A 20,568-nucleotide genomic window follows, 5' to 3' on the forward strand; every position below is an offset into this window, starting at 1 on the left:
ATCTAAACGAAATCGTTGTAGTTTCACAAAATGCACGATATTTGTCCTCAAATAAAACAGCCTTTCATGTTTGATAAGCAACATCGCACCCTAGGTGAATTTATCATTGCCAATCAAGATTCTTTTCAATATTCCTCCGGTGAGCTCTCAAGATTGCTCAACGGCATCCGTTTGGCCGCCAAGGTAGTCAATCACGAAGTGAACAAAGCCGGCCTTGTAGATATCATTGGTTCTGCCGGTGAAACCAACGTACAGGGAGAGAGTCAACAAAAATTGGACGTATTGGCCAATGAAAAGTTTATACAGACCCTTAAAAACAGGGAGATTGTTTGTGGAATTGCCTCAGAGGAAGAGGACGATTTCATTACTATCAATAGTTTTGACAAGCAGCACCAAAACAAATACGTAGTGCTCATTGACCCATTGGATGGCTCATCCAATATTGATGTGAATGTTTCCGTAGGGACTATTTTCTCCGTATACCGAAGGATTACACCTGTTGGCACTCCCGTTACCCTTGAAGATTTTCTTCAACCTGGAAAAAACCAGATTGCCGCTGGATATATTATCTATGGTACTTCCACTATGTTGGTCTATACCACTGGAAGCGGCGTTAATGGTTTTACGCTAAACCCGGCCTTGGGGACCTTTTATCTATCTCATCCCAACATGCAATACCCGGAAGATGGTAACATTTATTCCGTAAATGAAGGCAATTACATCCATTTTCCCCAGGGAGTTAAAGACTATATCAAGTATTGTCAAAAAGAAGAAGGCGACAGACCTTATACTTCAAGGTATATTGGATCTTTGGTTTCTGATTTTCATCGGAACATGATCAAAGGTGGAATTTACATGTACCCAAAGAGCAGTAAAGCCCACAAGGGAAAACTACGCTTGCTGTACGAATGTAATCCCATGGCGTTTATAGCCGAACAGGCCAATGGCAAGGCCAGTGACGGATTCCAACGGGTCATGGACATACAACCCACCGAACTCCATGAGCGAGTACCTTTTTTCTGTGGAAGTAAAAGAATGGTGGAAAAAGCAGAGGAGTTTATGGCAAATGCCTAGCTATCCTTTTTGCATAATCCTGTGGTAATCCTCAAAATCAATCCTACCCGTAAAAATGGCTATGGACTTTTCAATAATCTGAGAAGCTATATTTGGAGGAAACCCTAGACCAATGGCATATTTTTCAACAATCTTTCGCTCTTGGGCATCAATCTCATGGTCTGAAAAGATAATTTGAAAAAACTCATACAGCCTTTGGTAGCGTTTTTCTCCACTATGAGGTGTTTCTATGGGATATTTGTTCTCCCTTTTCATCACTTCCTTATATTCTGCCTCAGTGATATCCAACTTAAAGGCAAATTTGTCCAAAATTGCTTTTTCCTCTGGGTTGATTTCTCCGTCCACTGCCGCCAAAGTAGCCAAAGTGGCAAAGTGGGCCAGGTTTTTCCTGTGGTCCCCGTGCTCGTATAAATCTAAAATGGGCATACTTGATTTTTTGTGGCACAAATATAAATCTTAAAGTAGAAAGGTTCATAAAAATGAGCCCAAAAGAAATTTGTAATTTTCATTCCTCCTTAAAATCCTAAATGTATTCCACTGAAAGAGTCCCAACTTTTTCATATTGCCGAAAATTGGTTCAGCCAACAGAACTGGAAACCCTTTCCCTTTCAAAAAGAAACATGGAAAGCTTTTTTGATGGGAAAGCATGGTCTGTTAAACGCTCCAACAGGAAGTGGAAAAACCTATGCGCTTTGGTTTCCAATAGTACTCAACCACATTAAAAATAATCCTGATTATAAAATCAAACATAAGAAGGGGTTAAAAGCGATTTGGATCACCCCTCTCCGGGCCCTTTCCCAAGAGATAAAACAATCCGCGGAACGCATTACCGAAGATTTGGAAACCCAAATGACCGTGGGCATCCGAACCGGGGACACCTCTACCAAGGAACGGGCCAAGCAACGTACCACTATGCCCGATTTGTTGATCACCACTCCTGAAAGCTTACAATTATTGTTGTCCTCAAAAGGATATGCCAAAATTTTCAAGGATTGTTCCGCCATTGTAGTGGACGAATGGCACGAACTGCTAGGTACCAAAAGAGGCATCCAGATGGAGTTGGGACTTTCCCGATTGAAAACGGTCTGTAAAAATCTTCGCATTTGGGGTATCTCGGCCACCATTGGCAATCTGGAACAGGCCCGCGAAGTACTGTTGGGGCCCACTTCCCCTGCCTTGGCGAACTCGGTTTTGGTCAAGGCCAAGCTCAACAAAAAAATCACCGTAAAGAGTATCATCCCCAAACAAATGGAAACCTTTCCGTGGCGGGGCCATTTGGGACTGCACTTGCTGGACGAGGTCGTACCCATCATCCGTAACAGCAAAACCACGCTCCTGTTCACCAACACCCGAAGCCAGTGCGAGATTTGGTTTCAAAAAATATTGGAAAAGTATCCAGAATTTGCCGGCGAAATGGCCATGCATCACGGCAGCATCAACAAGGATACCCGTCTTTGGGTGGAGCAGGCCATCCGAAATGAAAGCCTCAAGGCCGTGGTCTGCACCTCCAGTCTTGATTTGGGGGTTGATTTTGCCCCCGTGGAGACCGTGGTCCAAATTGGTGGCCCCAAAGGGGTAGCCCGTTTTTTACAACGTGCGGGAAGAAGTGGACATCGACCCGGAAAGGAAAGTGTGATTTACTTTTTACCTACCCATGCCATGGAACTCATAGAAGCTTCGGCCATGCAAAAAGCGGTGTTGAACAGTGCTGTGGAGGACCGTATTCCGTATTTAAACAGTTTTGATGTACTGATACAATACCTAACCACCTTGGCGGTTTCCGATGGATTTTTCCCCGAAGAAATATATCCAGAAATCAAACAGACCTTCTGCTACCAAGCCCTTACCGATGAGCAGTGGCAATGGCTCCTCAATTTCTTGGTCATGGGCAGTCAAAGTCTAAAAAGTTATGATGAATATAAAAAGGTTGAGGTTGAGGAAGATGGCAGGTTTAAGGTGAACAGCAGAACGGTTGCCATGCGTCACCGATTTCAGATCGGCACCATTGTGGGCGATGCCAGTCTATCGGTCCGTTACCAAAAAGGAGGGTATATCGGGACCATTGAAGAATCGTTCATTTCAAAACTTACCTCTGGCGATGTGTTCACCTTTGCGGGAAGGAATCTGGAATTCATCCGGATCAAGGGCATGTCGGCACAAGTACGCAATTCTTCCAAACGCAGCAATAAAATTCCAAGTTGGATGGGCGGTCGACTCAGTTTTTCAGCAAAAATGTCCGAATTGTTGCGACAAGAACTGTATACTGCACAGCTACCAATTTCTCAACAAGGGCCTGAAATTAGGGCGCTTGCCCCCATGTTTGCAAAGCAACGGCAGGAAAGTATTGTCCCGTTGCCCCATCAGTTTTTGATCGAGACCTTTAAGTCCTCTGACGGGTACCACCATATTTTTTATCCATTTGAGGGCAGGGCCATCCATGAAGGCATGAGTAGTCTGCTGGCCTACCGCATCAGCTTATTGACCCCTATCACCTGCTCCTTGGCCTTTAACGATTATGGGTTTGAACTACTGTCCGACAAGGAAATCAACATCCAGGATATTCTAGACAACAATCTATTCACTGCCGATTATATGCTTTCCGACCTTCAAAAAAGTTTGAACAGCAACGAAATGGCCCGAAGAAAATTCAGGGATATTGCCGTGATCAGTGGTATGGTCTTTACGGGCTATCCTGAAAAAGGGGTTAAAATGAAACATCTGCAAAGCAGTTCCCAATTATTGTTCGATGTGTTCAAGGATTTTGAGGATGACAACCTTCTCTACCAACAAGCCTTTACCGAAACCTTTGAACATCAGTTGGAAGAGGGACGTTTGCGCTTGGCCTTGGAGCGTATTGCCCAACAGGAAATTGTTTGGAAAAAGTGCAGTCAGGCCACTCCATTTTCGTTTCCCATTATCACGGACCGTCTTCGGGAGAAGTTGTCCAATGAGAAACTGGCAGACCGCATCAAACGGATGACTGCAAAACTGACCCGATAATTACTCCCTTTACTCTTAACCGTCATTTCAAAATGAGGAGCCGGCGACGATTGAGAAATCTTGTTTTGAATAGATTTCTCACAGCTCCTTCGCATACACTCAGGACAGGGCTCGAAATGACAACAGAACATTTACAACAATTAGTGCCATTTGTGTCAAAACCAAAAAAAGATTTCTCACGCTCCCTTCGCTCGGTTCGAAATGACTATAGAATATTTGAAAAATTCGAGTCATTCGTGTCAATTTAAAAGATTTCCAATATCCGTTCGAAATGACAATACCATTAAATTTGTTTCAACAAACTATCGTGGCACATAACATTACCATACAAGATCAGGCGTTCCAACTGCACCCTTTGGGTGGAGTATTTTGGGTGGAAAAATCGCTATTGCTCATCAGCGATGTGCATTTGGGAAAGGTATCGCATTTTAGAAAATTTGGGGCCGCTGTCCCTCAAAAGGCAGTCCATAAAAATTATATATTGTTAGACCAAATCGTGTCCGAACTTCAACCTTTCCAAATCTGTTTCTTGGGTGATCTTTTTCATTCTTCGCTCAATAAGGAATGGGAGCTGTTTGAAAATTGGGTGGCCAAAACCCCTGCGGAAATCATTCTGGTGACCGGGAACCACGATATCATTTCGCCCTTAAAATTTGAACAGCTCAACATTGCCATCTTCCCCGAACTCCTCATCGATGACTTCTTGTTGACCCATCATCCCCAAACCCGAACAGACCAATTTACATTTTGCGGTCACATCCATCCAGCCGTAAAGTTACGAGGGTTGGGAAGGCAAAGTCTGCGGCTCCCCTGCTTTTTTAAAACCAAAAACCAGATGATCCTACCCGCTTTTGGGGAGTTTACGGGCACCCACACCCTTAAGCCTACAAAAAATGATGAGGTATTTGCGATTGTGGAAGGTAGTGTGGTCAAGGTTTAGATTTCCAAAAATGTCCCTTCAACTCCTTTTAGAGGTCTGTTTGAAAACACCTCTGATTTGTCATTTCGATATGAGATGTGGAGCATTGATTGAGAAATCTCACCAACCCATAGATTTCTCACATTCGTTCGAAATGACAATCTAGAATATTCGTGTCATTCGTGTCATTCGTGTCATTCGTGTCAAAAACCAAAAAGTTTTCTCACAGCTCCTTCGCATACCCTCAGGACAGAGCTTGAAATAACAACAGAACATTTGCAACAATTAGTGCCATTCGTGTCAATACAAAAAGATTTCTCTCACTCCCTTCGCTCGGTTCGAAATGACCATGTAACGAGCATTCCCACAATCAATATCATTCATGCCAAAACTATCCGATATCACCTTATTGCTCCTTTGCCCAATCGATTATTTAATCTGATGTCATTTCGATATGAGATGCGGAGCATTGATTGAGAAATCTCACCAACTCATAGATTTCTCACATTCGTTCGAAATGACAATCTAGAATAGTCGTGTCATTCGTGTCAAAAACCAAAAAGTTTTCTCACAGCTCCTTCGCATACACCCAGGACAGGGCTAGAAATGACATCGCTCTGAAAAGGTCATTTCGAACTGAATACAATGAACGTGAGAAATCCAAAAAACACTTTTTATAAAAAACATTTCATTTTATCTTTGCTGCAAAGTTTTTGGATTGACCAAAGCCTCCATCTCGCAACACTACGCACAGTCTTCCCCACTGGGAAAACTGCGGGACACCATTGCACAAAACGTAGGTTCGACCTCCTCCGAGAAGTCGAAATCCTTCCAAAAAATCAACATCAAAGGCCTAGTGGGATCGTCCCTCTCCTTTGTACTTTCCGAGGCATTCAAATCAGCCGAAGCACCTTTTCTATTGATTTTGAACGATAAGGAAGAGGCTGCCTATCACTTGAACGATCTGGAACAGTTGATAGGGGAGAAAGATGTGCTTTTTTACCCAGGCAGCTATCGAAGGCCTTATCAAATTGAAGAGACGGACAACGCCAATGTCTTGTTGCGGGCAGAAGTCCTCAACCGTATCAACTCTAGAAAGAAACCCGCGGTGATTGTCACCTATCCTGATGCTCTTTTTGAAAAAGTGGTCACCCGAAAGGAACTGGACAAAAACACCCTCAAGATAAAATTGGAAGACACCCTTTCGTTGGATTTTTTGAACGAGGTGTTATTTGAATACCAGTTTAAACGGGTGGATTTTGTGACAGAGCCCGGGGAATTTTCCGTGCGTGGAGGTATTGTGGACGTTTTTTCCTTTTCGCATGATGAACCCTATCGTATTGAATTCTTTGGGGACGAAGTGGACAGCATCCGTACGTTTGATGTAGAGACCCAGCTCTCCTTGGAAAAGGTAAAAAAAATCACCATCATCCCCAATGTGGAAAACAAGTTTTTGCAGGAGAGCCGCGAGAGTTTCCTCAAGTATATTTCACCCAAAACGGTGGTTTTTGCCAAAAACCCAGCTTTGATCTATGACCGCATTGATTCTTTTTTTGCCAAGGCGGAGGAGAGTTTTACCAAACTGAGCGAGGAAATCAAGCATGCGAAGCCCCAAGAGCTTTTTGTGGACTCCACTTTGATGAAATCCCAATTGCAGGATTTTTTGTGTGCTGAAATAGGAACAACTGTCACTTCGAGCGCAGTCGAGAAGCAGACAGAAAACAATAATGTTGCTATTCAATTCAACACCAAACCCCAGCCTGCCTTCAATAAAAAATTCGACCTGCTTATTGAAAACCTCAATGAGAATCGTGAAGCGGGTTTCACCAACTATATTTTCTGTTCCACCGAACAACAAGCCAAGCGTCTTCACGATATTTTTGAGGAAGTAGATCAGACCGTACACTACCAAACCCTGGTTTTTCCTCTGTATCAAGGTTTCATTGATGTAGATCTAAAACTGGCCTGTTACACCGATCATCAAATTTTTGAGCGCTACCATAAGTTCCACCTGAAAAATGGGTACGCCAAAAAACAGGCCATTACCCTAAAAGAACTCAATAAACTTGAGATTGGGGATTATGTAACCCATATTGACCATGGTATCGGCAAGTTCGGGGGATTGCAGAAAATAGATGTTGAGGGCAAGAAACAAGAAGCCATCAAATTGATTTATGGTGACCGGGACATATTATATGTCAGCATCCATTCCCTGCACAAGATTTCCAAATACAACGGCAAGGACGGGGCGCCCCCAAAAATATACAAGCTTGGTTCAGCGGCATGGAAAACGCTTAAGCAAAAGACCAAAAGTCGCGTCAAGAAAATTGCTTTTAACCTCATCCAAGTGTATGCCAAAAGGAGGCTGGAAAAAGGGTTTCAATATACCCCGGACAGTTATTTGCAACACGAGTTGGAGGCTTCATTTTTGTACGAGGACACCCCTGATCAGGAAAAATCCACCCAGGATGTTAAAAGGGACATGGAGAGTGAGCGCCCAATGGACCGACTCATCTGTGGGGATGTTGGTTTTGGAAAGACCGAGGTAGCCATTCGTGCGGCCTTCAAGGCCGTGGACAATGGGAAACAAGTGGCTGTTCTGGTACCCACCACCATCTTGGCATTCCAACATAGCAGAACCTTTCGGGAGCGTTTGAAGGATATGCCCGTAACTGTGGATTACTTGAACCGTTTTAGGACCGCAAAGGAAAAAAAGGATGTTCTGGAGCGTTTGGCGGCAGGCAAAATTGACATTATCATCGGAACGCACCAGTTGGTGAACAAAAATGTCCAGTTCAAGGAATTGGGATTATTGATTGTGGACGAGGAGCAAAAATTTGGGGTTTCAGTAAAGGAAAAACTCCGTTCCATCAAGCAAAATGTTGATGTGCTTACACTGACCGCCACACCTATCCCAAGAACCCTGCAATTTAGTTTGATGGCAGCCCGGGACCTATCCGTCATCAACACACCACCGCCCAACCGATACCCTATCGAAAGTCAGGTCATTCGGTTCAATGAAGAAATCATCCGTGATGCGGTTTCCTATGAAATCCAACGAGGTGGGCAGGTATTTTTTATCCATAACCGCATTGAGAACATTAAGGAAGTGGCCGGAATGATCCAACGTCTGGTCCCCGATGCCAAAATTGGGATAGGCCATGGACAGATGGAGGGCAAAAAGCTGGAACAGCTGATGCTGGCCTTTATGAACGGGGAGTTTGATGTGTTGGTTTCCACCACCATTGTGGAAAGTGGATTGGATGTGACCAACGCCAATACCATTTTCATCAACAATGCCAACAATTTTGGCTTGAGCGACCTGCATCAAATGCGGGGCCGTGTAGGCCGAAGCAACAAAAAGGCGTTCTGTTTCTTTATCACTCCTCCGTATGAGGTCATGACCCCCGACGCCCGAAAACGTATCGAGGCCTTGGAACAATTTACCGATTTGGGAAGTGGATTCAACATTGCCATGAAGGATTTGGAAATCCGTGGTGCCGGTGATCTATTGGGCGGGGAACAGAGTGGTTTCATCAACGAAATAGGATTTGAGACCTATCAGAAAATATTAACGGAGGCCATAGAAGAACTCAAGGAAAACGAGTTCAAGGAGTTGTACGAGGAAGTGGAAGGCCACAAGGAAAAAGTTTTTGTGAAGGATATTCAACTGGATACGGACTTTGAACTGCTCTTCCCGGATGACTATATCAATAACATCACAGAGCGATTGAACCTCTACACCCAACTCAATGAAATCAAAGATGAAGAAGGGCTTGTAAAATATGAATCCGAGTTGGTGGATCGTTTTGGAGAATTGCCACAGCAAGCCGTGGACCTGTTGAATTCCATTCGGATCAAATGGATTGCCACACTTATTGGTCTGGAAAAGGTCATTATGAAAAAGGGCAAATTCATGGGGTATTTTATTGCAGACCAGCAATCCAAGTTTTACCAAACTGCTGCGTTCACCCAAGTGTTGCAATATGTACAACACCATCCACAACAAGCGAAACTCAAGGAAAAGCAGACCCGAAATGGGCTACGATTATTGTTGGTATTCGACCGGGTCACCAGTGTGGAAAAAGCGTTGAAGGTATTGGAACCTCTCAGCCCCCAGAAAGTAGTGGTATCATAGTCCAATATCCAGTTATGTCAGAAAAACCAAAGACCTATTTCAACTGGAGTTCCGGCAAGGATTCCGCATTGGCACTTCACTATCTATTGAAACAAAGCCATCATGATATTGACCGATTGCTGACTACGGTAAATGCGCATTACAACAGAGTTTCCATGCACGGCTTGCCCAGAAACGTTCTGGAGGCACAGGCAGCATCCGTTGGGATTCCATTGGACATCCTTGAAGTTCCTGAAAAGCCCAGTATGGAACAATACAATGAGTTGATGCGAACAACAGTTACCCGATTACGGTCCGAAGGGTATACCCATACGGGCTTTGGGGATATCTTTCTGGAAGACCTAAAGCAATATCGGGAGGACATGCTTCAACCCTATGGATTGACCACACTTTTTCCATTATGGAAAAAAGACACCAAACAATTGATACAAGAATTCTTGGGATTGGGATTTCGGGCAGTGATTATTTGCATCAATAACTCAAAATTGGACGCATCCTTTTTGGGACAGGAATTGTCCCAAGAACTCCTAAACAAATTTCCCTCAGATGTTGATCCTTGTGGTGAAAACGGGGAATACCATACGTTCTGTTTTGACGGACCTATTTTTGAGGCTCCTATCCCATTTACCATTGGAGAAAAGGTCTTTAAGACCTACGATAACCCATCAGACCCAGAAAATGCCATTCAATTTGGGTTTTGTGATATTCACTTGAAATAAGCTAGGATTAAAATGCCTCGTACACCTGCTTTACAAACTCCCCAATTTTGGAGGGTTCCAGCCATCGGGTTACCATAAGCAATCCATTTTTTTGGTCCACCACAATAAAATTGCCTCCAAACCCAGCAGCATAGAACAAGTGCTCAGGCACCCCTTCCCAATGCCGTGGACCTTTTTGGTTGAGCCACCACATATATCCATAATTTACATTGGGCACTGAAGGCTGTGTGGCCTTTTTAATCCACTCCGGACTGACCAACTGTTGTTGGTCCCACTTACCATGGTTCAGAAACACCATTCCAAAACGGGCCATATCTTCGGTGGAGATAAATAAACCGGCACCTGAATGTCCGCCTCCCGTGACCGACTTCATCTGTAGCCCATCTATTTCGGTCCAAGCATGATCATAGCCATACCAACGCCAAGTGGTGGTCGCCCCAATACGATCCATCAATTGCTCCTTTAAGACCATTGGCAAAGGCTTTCGCCACACATTGGTCAAGGAATAGGCCAAGACATTCACCCTTACATCATTGTATTCCATGACCGTACCCGGTTCGTTAAGCTTTCTAAATTTCCAGTCGTCCAGTCCCCCTTCATTGGGCGGACGGTCCGCCCAGTCCTTCAAACCCCAAAGCTCTCCAGACCAATCCGAATTTTGCTGTAATAGATGTTCCCAGGTTATTTTGGTATTGTGTTCTCCATCAAAAGTTCCGTCCCAAACATAATTGGCCACTTTGTCCTTGGTATCCTGAATTAAACCAGCGTCTTCCGCCAATCCGGCAACGGTGGACAAAAAGCTCTTGGTAACGCTGAAGGTCATGTCTACCCGCTTAGTATCACCCCATGAAGCAAGTACATAGCCATCCTTCAAAATAAGTCCCGCAGGGCCACCCCGCTTTTTGGTGGGGCCCAAAATTTCATGAAAGGGTTCTCGTTGAAATCCTTCCAGAATGGCACGGCGCAAATCCCGGGACCCGGAATATTCATTTGCCTTGGCAAAATCCACAGCCTTTTCCAAATACTGCACATCATACTTAAATTGATTCTTGTTGGCCGTTTTCCAAGGTTGATTTCTTTCTGGAAAAAAGAAATCTTGTGCCATTATGGGTGCATAACCCAATAGACTTATAAGGAACGTAAGCTTTAATATTGATTTCATATAGCAAATAAACTTAAAGATGGTTTGAAGTTAACAATTGTTATTGGAACGTTTTCAATGGTTATTTTTATAAAAAATGCTTTTATGAACAAGACTACCGCTTATTCCATTCCATCCCAAACCCGAATTGGTCACATACACCTTAAAGTTTCGGATTTACAACGTGCCCTTGACTTTTATTGTGGGCTTTTGGGTTTTGAGTTGACCCAGACCTATGGAGACCAAGCTGCTTTTATTTCGGCAGGAGGGTACCATCACCACATTGGATTGAACACTTGGCAAAGCAAAAATGCACCTCCTGCACCCAAGAATACCGTAGGATTGTTCCACACGGCCATTCTTTACCCAACCCGAAAGGATTTGGCCACTATTTTAAATCGTTTGTTGGAAGCAGATTACCCATTGACAGGTGCTGCAGACCACGGGGTTTCAGAAGCCCTATATCTGGATGATCCCGATGGAAACGACGTTGAACTGTATTGGGACAAACCAAGGGAAATCTGGCCACAGAAAAATGATGGCACATTGGACATGCACACCAAGTCTCTGGATTTAAATTCCCTCTTGCAGGAATTAAAACATTAAAGGAGCTTCAGGTCTTTGATGGTCTTAAAGGCCACATCAACCTGCTCTTCATTGACTAAAATGGTAAACTCGTTGGTTGTGGAGATCACTTCGTACAAAATGATGCCTTCCCAGGCCAATCGCTGGAAAATGAAGTAATAGATTCCAGGTACCGACACATTTTCCGATGGGAGCTTTACGGTAATCGAGGAAAGCCCCTCAACTTTTTGGGTACAACGCTCGCTTTTAAAATACTTTTCCACTACCCGATCCATAATATTGCTGATCACAATATTAATTTCATTGACCCCCCGTGACGACGTGTAGAACACATCTTGGTTGATATTTACTTCCTCCAAAAGTCGGGCCTGTTGTTCTAGAATGGTATCGGAGGCCAAAAAGGTATAATCTGTTAGATTGGAGCGTACGGTAATCTCCCCAATATTCTTGAGGACCTTTACAATTCTGTGCGTAGCCCGGAACTCCAAATCATCTGAAAGTCTTTTGAGAGCCATGACGATGGCCCCATCTTTTACATCCTTACCCAATTCATCGGCAATTTCGGGCTTGATCTGCCTCGAAAGAGAGGTTAGGTTGATGATGCCCTGTGCAAGGGCAGTTTGCAAAAAAGGTTTCTTTTTAATGTAATGTTCAACTACCGCAGAGATTGTTTTCATTTTTTTGGTTTAGTTTGGCTTTGCTACAAAAATAACATGTTGTTACAAAACAAACAAATGGTTAAAAATAATAAAATGCATTTTCAAGATGCTCTATTTCAAAACCATTACCATTCTTAACTACTTTGACAATATCAAATCTAACCTCAACTTCTAAATCCCGATCTTGTACAAATTGATTGGCAGCAAGGGTGAGCAAACCTACTTTTTTACGGTTTACAGTATTGGAAATATCTTCTAAAAAGCCCATATTTCTTGACTTTACCTCTACAACAACCAGGGCATTTCCTTTTTGGGCGATGATGTCTATTTCTGCTTTGAGATATCGGTAGTTTCTGGCTAATATTTTATACCTATTATGCAACAAAAAATCAACTGCCAATTGCTCTCCCAGTCTTCCAAATTCGGTGTGTTTTGCCATCGAAATAGAAAATTAGTGAAAAAAACATGCATTTCATCGAAAAAATTGGTAGTTCATGGGATACAGAACGTTAAGATTGTAATTTGTTGGCCCAATTGAACCACATCCAACATTAGCATAAACATATAGTTGCCCCAAACTATGTACCAAATTAACGCCAGACTTTGCTATGGAGTACTTCATCAATTGTAACACCTCGACCTTAGCGCCGTACACTATTCCATTGGATGCGTTACGGGCTGCGCATCTATATCGGAGACTGGGCTTTAGCGCCTCCGTACAAACTATTAATGCTGCAACAGGACAGACCGCAAACAATCTAGTGGACAGTTTAGTAGATCAAGCACTTGCAGCTCCAGTCATTCCAGCCCCTGAATGGGCGGATTGGACCGATGCCAATTATCCCGATGACGATGATTTGGCACGCCAAATGAGACGCGCCCAGCTAGAAGACTTTACCGCCGCCTACGGAAATGCCCTTATGGACAATGGCCTGCGAGACAGGTTGAGCTTTTTCTGGAGCAACCACTTTGTAACCCAGTTGGAAATCTATAATTGTACCCAATTTCTATACTACTATATCAATTGCCTTCAACGCAATTCATTGGGCAATTTTAAAACGTTCACCAGCGAGATTGGCCTCACCAGTGCCATGTTGTACTATTTGGATGGGGTTAGAAACCGGGGGAACAACCCCAACGAAAACTATGCTCGTGAACTTTACGAACTTTTTACGCTGGGGGATGGTAATGGGTATACCGAAGAGGACATCATTGAAACCTCAAAAGCATTATCAGGGTATACTGAAAGAGGAGAGGAAGGATGTACACAAGTAACCTTTAATGCCGAAGATTTTAGCACAGAGAACAAAACTATATTTGGGCAAACTGGCAATTGGGACTATGATGATGTCATTGATATCCTTTTCAACGAACGCCCCAACGAAATTGCATGGTTCATTTGTAAAAAACTTTACGAGTTTTTTGTGCATCCAGATTCCACAGGAGATGATGGCAATGGCATTGCACCTCAAATTATAGATGGCCTTGCACAAACTTTTATTGCAAACAATTTTGAGATTGCCCCCGTATTGCGACAGCTCTTTAAAAGTCAACACTTTTTTGATGAAACAGCAATTGGGGTCATAATAAAGAGTCCAGCAGATCTTTATTTCAATTTATTGAAGGAAACCAACTTTTCCTATGATGATATGACCATTATCAATATAATGGACTCATGCGCATTGATTGGTCAAGATTTCTTTGACCCACCCGAAGTGGAAGGTTGGCAACGGGACCGGCAGTGGATCAATACCAATTTTATTATTGGTCGTTGGTTGACATCGGAAGTGTTCTTGGAACGTTTTTTCCAAGCAGACCCGGAGCAATTTAGGACCCTGGCCATGGACGCCGTTGGTGCAGCCAACAGCAATACCAGCAACCCAGAGATTGTGGTCCGCGCCTTGGTGGACAAGTTTACACCAAAAGGCCTTTTAACAGATGCCGATTTTGAAAAGGCCATGGATGCCTTCAAAATAGACGATGTTCCGGAAGAGTACTATTCCCCTGACTACATTGCAGGCGGATTGAGCCTTTGGACACTTTCCGTAAGTATGGAAGTGCCTACACAAGTTTATGTGTTGCTAAGACACTTGTCCAGAGAACCCGAATTCCAACTAAAATAACCCTACTACCATGTGCGATTCTCATCACAACCATAATACATCATCACCATACAAGGGCCTCGAACATGATGGCCACGATTTGGAACATAAAAACTGGAGCAGGCGTTCCTTTATCCAAGCACTGGGCATCGCTGGGTCAGGATCCATGTTCTTGGGAAGCAACCTTATTTCCGCCTCTGCCCCTTCTCCCCTTTCTGCTGCCATTGCTGCAGCCGAAACGGACAATATTCTGGTACTTATTAGATTATCTGGGGGAAATGATGGCTTAAGCACGGTAATTCCCATTCAACAATACGACACCTATGCAAATGCTAGGCCCAATATCTACATCCCGGAAAGTAAAATCCTAAAACTTACCGATGATTTTGGGGTCCCCACTTATATGAACGCTCTGGAATCTCTTTGGGGCGATGGCCAGTTCAAGGCCGTTCATGGGGTTGGGTACCAAAACCAAAGTCTATCCCATTTTACCGGGTCCGATATTTTTGCCAATACCGACCTAAACACCACAGGTTTTAGTGGAGAACCCACTGGCTGGATGGGCAGGCACTTTGAAGAACTGTATCCAGATTATTTGATCAATCCACCCGAGGCGCCTGCAGCCATACAAATTGGCAACTTGGCCAATTTGGTCTTCCAAGGTGACGAAACCAATTACGCTTTTGTAACCAACAATGTGGAGCAATTGGAACAAATTGCCGAAACTGGTTACTTCTATGATATTCAAAATGCTCCATTTGATGACTGTATGTACGGTGATCAATTACGTTTTTTGCGTGGTGTGGCCAATACCACCTATGAGTATGCAGGCAAAATCCATGAGGCATACGAACGTGGTGATGCACTACGATGTGTAGAGTATCAAGACAATGGTTTTGCCAGACAATTGTCGCTTTTGGCCAAATTGATCAAAGGCGGACTTGGCACTAAAGTGTACATGATTTCCATGGGCGGGTTTGACACCCACGGCAATCAGCCAATTGCACATGAGCGGTTGATGTCCACACTTTCCATTGCCATCAACAATTTTTATGAAGATTTGGCCTGTACCGAACAAGATGATAAGGTATTGAGTATGACCTTCTCCGAGTTTGGTCGAAGGATTTTTGAAAATGGTTCCAACGGTACCGACCACGGTAAGGCCGCCCCCACACTTTTCTTTGGTTCTGGATTAAGTGGTAGCGCCTTTGTAGGGGACCACCCTTCCCTGGACAGTCCAAATAGTAGAGGAAATCTGGAATATACTATGGATTTCAGGGATCTTTATGGCACTGTTTTAGCCGAATGGCTTTGTGTACCAAGAGCATCCGTGGAACAACACTTATTGGGGTATCAGTACCGGGCCATTGACCTTGGGTTCAACTGTAGTGGTGAAGAGTTTGACGATATTGCCATGGACAACGACCCACCAACCTTCCCGGAAACACCCCCAAGTGAAGATGGTACAGATCCAAACCCAGATTTGTTGAACAATATTGTACATACCCCCTACTACCCAAACCAAAGGGCACCGCATATTCATTTGGAGATGCCTTTTGCTGCGCATGTGGATATTGAGCTTTTTAATATTCTTGGGCAAAAAGTGGGAACGGTCTTCAATGAGATGATGTTGGAAGGTTCCACCGAAATCAATATTAGGGAGCGTATGAGAGATAGTCTTTCCACTGGGAAATACATTTATAGAATATCCGTTGCGGATCAACGAATGAGCAAATCCGTAATGATCATGTAAAAAAGCGGGATACTTAATCATTTATTCAAAAAAGCCTCCTGTTGTGCAACCCCACACCCCAATTTTGGGCTGCACAATTTGGAGGTTTTGCTTTTTCGTCGCAAGGCATTTTAGGCTTCTTCCAAAATGAGTATTTTTGAGGCCTAATTACACAATACATGCCCAAGACAACGTCTCCTTCAAGATACACCATTACAGCTGCGCTACCCTACACCAATGGCCCCATTCACATTGGCCATTTGGCGGGGGTGTACGTTCCAGCCGATATCTATTCCCGCTACCTTAGACTAAAAGGACAGGATGTTGCCTTTATCTGCGGTAGTGACGAACACGGTGTGGCCATCCCTATGAAGGCCAAAAAAGAAGGGGTCTCCCCAAAAGAGATCATAGACAAATACCACGGCATCATAAAAAAATCGTTTGCCGAATTCGGGATTTCTTTTGATAACTATTCCCGAACATCTGCTAAGGTACACCATCAGACTGCATCGGATTTCTTCAAAAAACTGTACGAGCAAGATGATTTTATCGAAGAGGAGACCGAGCAATTGTTTGATGAGGAAGCTCAACAGTTTTTGGCAGATAGATTTGTGGTGGGTACTTGCCCTCGATGTGGTCATGAGGAAGCCTATGGTGATCAATGTGAAAACTGCGGTTCGTCCTTGAATGCCACAGACCTCATCAACCCAAAATCAACCATAACCGGTGGGATTCCAGTGCTTAAAAAGACCAAACACTGGTTCTTACCCTTGGACCGCTATGAAGATTTTCTCAAAGAATGGATTCTGGAAGGTCATAAATCTGACTGGAAGCCTAATGTTTATGGCCAATGCAAATCATGGATTGATGACGGGCTGAAACCCCGTGCCGTAACCCGAGATTTGGATTGGGGAATACCCGTTCCCGTGGAAGGTGGCGAAGGGAAAGTGCTCTACGTCTGGTTCGATGCGCCTATCGGATATATTTCCTCCACCAAGGAATGGGCCGAACGCGAAGGAAAAGATTGGAAACCCTATTGGATGGACAAGGACACCAAGTTGGTCCATTTTATAGGAAAGGACAATATTGTGTTCCACTGTATCATTTTCCCGAGCATGCTTAAGGCCCATGGCGATTTTGTTTTGCCGGAAAATGTCCCTGCCAATGAATTCTTGAACTTGGAGGGCAACAAGCTTTCCACTTCAAAGAATTGGGCCGTTTGGTTACACGAATATTTGGAAGAATTTCCGGATATGCAAGATGTGCTCCGCTACGCCTTGACCGCCAACGCCCCAGAGACCAAGGACAATGATTTTACTTGGAAAGATTTCCAAGCTCGAAACAACAATGAGTTGGTGGCCATTTTTGGAAATTTCGTGAACCGCGTGGCCGTGTTGACCCACAAATATTACGATGGAGTTGTTCCTTTAGCTGAACGAATGGATCCCTCCGACAAAAGAACTCTGCAATTAGCAGGCTTTTTCCCAAAGCAAATTGAAGAATCGTTAGAAAGATATAGATTTAGAGAAGCCAGTCAGGAACTGTTGAATTTAGCCCGTTTAGGAAACAAGTATCTTGCTGATAGTGAGCCATGGAAATTGATAAAGACTAATGATGAAGGAGTAAGGGCCATTATGTTTGTGGCATTACAGATTGCTGCATCTTTAGCTATCCTTAGTGAACCTTTTCTACCATTCATCTCAAAAAAATTAAAGAATATTCTCAATTTTAATTCACTTTCTGAAATACCCTCATGGGATGATATCAAGCCTAATAACAATGTAATACTTCCCTCTGGACATACCATAAACCCAAGTGAACTGCTTTTCCGAAAAATTGAAGATGCGGAGATCCAACAACAATTGGACAAACTGGAAGCTACCAAAAAAGTAAATGCACAAATGGACAAAGCCGTGACCCCTGAAAAAGACACCATCACTTTTGACGATTTCACCAAACTGGATATGCGGGTGGGTACCATTGTAGAAGCCGAAAAAATGCCCAAGGCCAACAAGCTCTTGGTGTTGAAAGTAGATACCGGATTGGACACCCGAACCATTGTATCCGGAATCGCCGAGAGTTTTAAACCCGAAGATATCGTAGGGAAAAAAGTAACCGTTTTGGTGAACCTTGCCCCAAGAAAATTACGCGGTGTGGAAAGTCAAGGGATGATTTTAATGACCGAAAACCAAGAAGGGAAATTGGTGTTCGTCAACCCAGATGAAGATGGGGTTGGGAATGGGGAAGGTATAAGCTAGTTCACATTCAAAGAAACTATTTGGTCGAACGCAGTCGATACCCTCTTTCAAAAATTTGGATTGTAAGACTTCCCCACTGCGCTCGAAGTGATAACTACTAAACAAACATCATGCAACTCGTTCCTTATATTGTGCACCACACCCAACTTTCGCAAAAGAGTGTGGAGAACACCGTGGCTTTGTTGAACGAAGATTGTACCGTTCCTTTTATCTCCCGCTATAGAAAAGAGCGTACCGGTAATCTGGATGAAGTCCAAATTGGGGCCATTGTACAGTATAAAACCCAGTTTGAGGCTCTGAAAAAGCGGAAATCCGCCATTATCAAGGCGGTCGAAGAACAGGGCTCACTTACCCCGGAATTACAGACAAAGTTCCAGAACTGTTCCGACCTTACCACTCTGGAGGATCTTTATCTCCCTTTCAAAAAAAGTAAAAAGACCAAAGCGGAGACTGCCCGAAAAAATGGGTTGGAACCCTTGGCAAAGATTATCATGGCCCAGCGGAGTGATGAGATTGAGTTCATCGCTTCCAAATATTTAGGCAAGGAAGTCAACAATGAAGATGAAGCTTTGGAAGGCGCCCGCCACATCATTGCGGAATGGATCAATGAACGTTCGGACATTCGAAACCAGCTACGCAACCAGCTGGAACGCCATGCCTTGATCACCACCAACGTCATCAAAACCAAAAAAGAGGACGAAAAGGCCCAAAAGTTCCGCGACTATTTCGAATGGAGCGAGCCATTGGACCGCTGTCCCTCCCACAGGTTTTTGGCCATAATGCGAGCGGAAAAGGAAGGGTTTGTCCGGGTTAAGATTGAAATCGATGATGACAGGGCACTCAATGCCATTGAAAGACGCATCATCAAATCCAACAATACTTGTTCGCAACAGATTGAACTGGCCATAGCGGATGCCTACAAACGCCTTTTATTTCCCTCTCTTTCCAACGAACTTTTGAAGACCGCCAAGGAAAAAGCGGATACTTCGGCCATACAGGTGTTCTCCAAAAACCTAAAGCAATTGCTATTGGGTGCTCCTTTGGGCGAAAAACGTATTTTGGCCATAGACCCGGGGTTCAGAACGGGCTGCAAAGTGGTGTGCTTGGATGCGCAAGGCGATTTAAAACACAACGAGACCATTTATCCACATCCACCTCAACGGGACAGTGCAGGGGCCATCAAAAAAATAAGTTCCTTGGTCGATGCGTACAAAATTGAGGCCATTGCCATTGGCAATGGAACCGCATCACGGGAAACGGAGCAACTGGTAAAACGTATTGCATTTAAAAACCCCATTGAGGTTTTTGTGGTCAGTGAAGCAGGAGCTTCCATCTATTCGGCCTCCAAAATTGCCAGGGATGAATTCCCAAACTACGATGTTACTGTCCGAGGGGCAGTTTCCATTGGGCGCCGTTTGGCAGACCCCTTGGCCGAATTGGTGAAAATAGATGCCAAATCCATTGGGGTGGGCCAATACCAACACGATGTGGACCAAACCCAATTGAAAACCTCCTTGGACACCGTGGTTGAGAGCTGTGTCAATTCCGTCGGGGTCAACATCAATACCGCTAGTGTGCCCCTCCTCAGCTATGTGTCGGGCATTGGTCCGAAACTGGCTGAAAACATTGTCACCTATCGCAATGAACATGGGACCTTTACCAGCAGGGACCAAATTAAAAAAGTACCCCGGCTTGGTGGAAAGGCCTTTGAACAAAGTGCCGGATTCCTGCGTATCAAAGAGGGTGAAAATCCATTGGACGACTCAGCTGTTCACCCAGAAAGTTATGGCATAGTTGAAAAAATGGTGAAAGACCAAGGCATTTCCTTGAAAGAGATTGTTGGCAATAAATCGGTCTTACAAAACATCGACCTTGAATCCTATTGCACGCACAATATTGGAATTCCTACTTTAAAAGATATTCTAGGAGAATTGGAAAAACCTGGTTTGGACCGCAGGGAAAAAGCCAAGGTGTTTACCTTTAACCAAAACATCAAGGAAATAACCGATTTAAGAGAAGGACAATTATTGCCGGGCATTGTAAACAATATTACCAATTTTGGTTGTTTTGTGGACATCGGTATCAAGGAAAGTGGACTCATCCATATTTCCAATCTTTCAGATACTTTTGTGAAAGATGTCAATGAGCACGTAAGCCTACATCAGCAAGTGGTGGTCAAAGTGTTGGATGTGGATGTTTCTAGAAAACGTATTCAACTGGCTCTTCACAAATAAGGGAATT

The 20,568-nt window shown here is 43.9% G+C and carries 14 protein-coding genes; 10 read left to right on the plus strand and 4 right to left on the minus strand.

All coding sequences use genetic code 11. The features are described 5' to 3' along the window. Positions 1-66: 66 nt before the first annotated feature. Positions 67-1,074 (plus strand): class 1 fructose-bisphosphatase, encoded by a 1,008-nt coding sequence (gene fbp, locus ACP14V_RS15100; protein WP_136564713.1) that lies wholly within the window; start codon positions 67-69, stop codon positions 1,072-1,074. Here fbp and ACP14V_RS15105 read toward each other — a convergent pair whose 3' ends face one another. Continuing rightward, a complete protein-coding gene (locus ACP14V_RS15105; RefSeq protein ID WP_136564714.1) occupies positions 1,075-1,500 on the minus strand; it encodes a TerB family tellurite resistance protein in 426 nt (141 codons plus the stop codon). A gap of 111 nt (positions 1,501-1,611) precedes the next feature. Here ACP14V_RS15105 and ACP14V_RS15110 point away from each other — a divergent pair, with 111 nt between their 5' ends. From ACP14V_RS15110 to ACP14V_RS15125, 4 genes are all read left to right on the plus strand, one after another. Then, positions 1,612-4,074, plus strand: coding sequence for a ligase-associated DNA damage response DEXH box helicase (locus ACP14V_RS15110; RefSeq protein WP_272609307.1), 2,463 nt, complete (start codon positions 1,612-1,614; stop codon positions 4,072-4,074). 307 nt (positions 4,075-4,381) lie between these two features. Then, positions 4,382-5,014, plus strand: a complete 633-nt coding sequence (gene pdeM, locus ACP14V_RS15115; RefSeq protein ID WP_272608807.1) for a ligase-associated DNA damage response endonuclease PdeM — start codon at positions 4,382-4,384, stop codon at positions 5,012-5,014. 697 nt (positions 5,015-5,711) lie between these two features. Further along, entirely contained in the window at positions 5,712-9,131 is a 3,420-nt protein-coding gene (gene mfd / locus ACP14V_RS15120) for a transcription-repair coupling factor (RefSeq protein ID WP_272608808.1), read from the plus strand. A gap of 14 nt (positions 9,132-9,145) precedes the next feature. Beyond that, positions 9,146-9,850, plus strand: a complete 705-nt coding sequence (locus ACP14V_RS15125) for an adenine nucleotide alpha hydrolase (RefSeq protein WP_272608809.1) — start codon at positions 9,146-9,148, stop codon at positions 9,848-9,850. A 7-nt stretch (positions 9,851-9,857) separates the two neighbouring features. Here the strand turns inward: ACP14V_RS15125 and ACP14V_RS15130 are convergent, their stop codons facing one another. Further along, positions 9,858-11,012, minus strand: coding sequence for a serine hydrolase domain-containing protein (locus ACP14V_RS15130; protein WP_272608810.1), 1,155 nt, complete (start codon positions 11,010-11,012; stop codon positions 9,858-9,860). Between the two features lie 84 nt (positions 11,013-11,096). On the opposite strand from ACP14V_RS15130, the gene ACP14V_RS15135 reads away from it, so the two are divergent. Further along, on the plus strand, positions 11,097-11,597 hold the full coding sequence (locus ACP14V_RS15135) for a VOC family protein (protein ID WP_272608811.1): 501 nt from the start codon (positions 11,097-11,099) through the stop codon (positions 11,595-11,597). Here the strand turns inward: ACP14V_RS15135 and ACP14V_RS15140 are convergent. Both ACP14V_RS15140 and ACP14V_RS15145 read right to left on the minus strand, forming a co-directional pair. Further along, entirely contained in the window at positions 11,594-12,253 is a 660-nt protein-coding gene (locus tag ACP14V_RS15140) for an aspartate kinase (protein ID WP_136564722.1), read from the minus strand. The genes ACP14V_RS15135 and ACP14V_RS15140 overlap by 4 nt on opposite strands. 61 nt (positions 12,254-12,314) lie before the next feature. Beyond that, positions 12,315-12,674, minus strand: coding sequence for a YraN family protein (locus ACP14V_RS15145; protein ID WP_272608812.1), 360 nt, complete (start codon positions 12,672-12,674; stop codon positions 12,315-12,317). A 169-nt stretch (positions 12,675-12,843) separates the two neighbouring features. Here ACP14V_RS15145 and ACP14V_RS15150 point away from each other — a divergent pair, with 169 nt between their 5' ends. From ACP14V_RS15150 to ACP14V_RS15165, 4 genes are all read left to right on the plus strand, one after another. Then, positions 12,844-14,358: a DUF1800 domain-containing protein gene (locus ACP14V_RS15150; protein ID WP_272608813.1), complete on the plus strand. Its 1,515-nt coding sequence runs from the start codon at positions 12,844-12,846 to the stop codon at positions 14,356-14,358. 10 nt (positions 14,359-14,368) lie between these two features. Beyond that, a complete protein-coding gene (locus ACP14V_RS15155; protein WP_136564725.1) occupies positions 14,369-16,090 on the plus strand; it encodes a DUF1501 domain-containing protein in 1,722 nt (573 codons plus the stop codon). 158 nt (positions 16,091-16,248) lie between these two features. Then, positions 16,249-18,327 (plus strand): methionine--tRNA ligase, encoded by a 2,079-nt coding sequence (gene metG, locus ACP14V_RS15160; RefSeq protein WP_272608814.1) that lies wholly within the window; start codon positions 16,249-16,251, stop codon positions 18,325-18,327. A gap of 110 nt (positions 18,328-18,437) precedes the next feature. After that, the gene (locus ACP14V_RS15165) at positions 18,438-20,561 is read left to right on the plus strand and encodes a Tex family protein (protein WP_272608815.1); all 2,124 of its coding nucleotides are present in this window, start codon (positions 18,438-18,440) and stop codon (positions 20,559-20,561) included. The last annotated feature ends 7 nt before the right edge of the window (positions 20,562-20,568 follow it).

Source organism: Flagellimonas alvinocaridis (genome assembly GCF_965248585.1).
Lineage (GTDB): Bacteria > Bacteroidota > Bacteroidia > Flavobacteriales > Flavobacteriaceae > Flagellimonas > Flagellimonas alvinocaridis.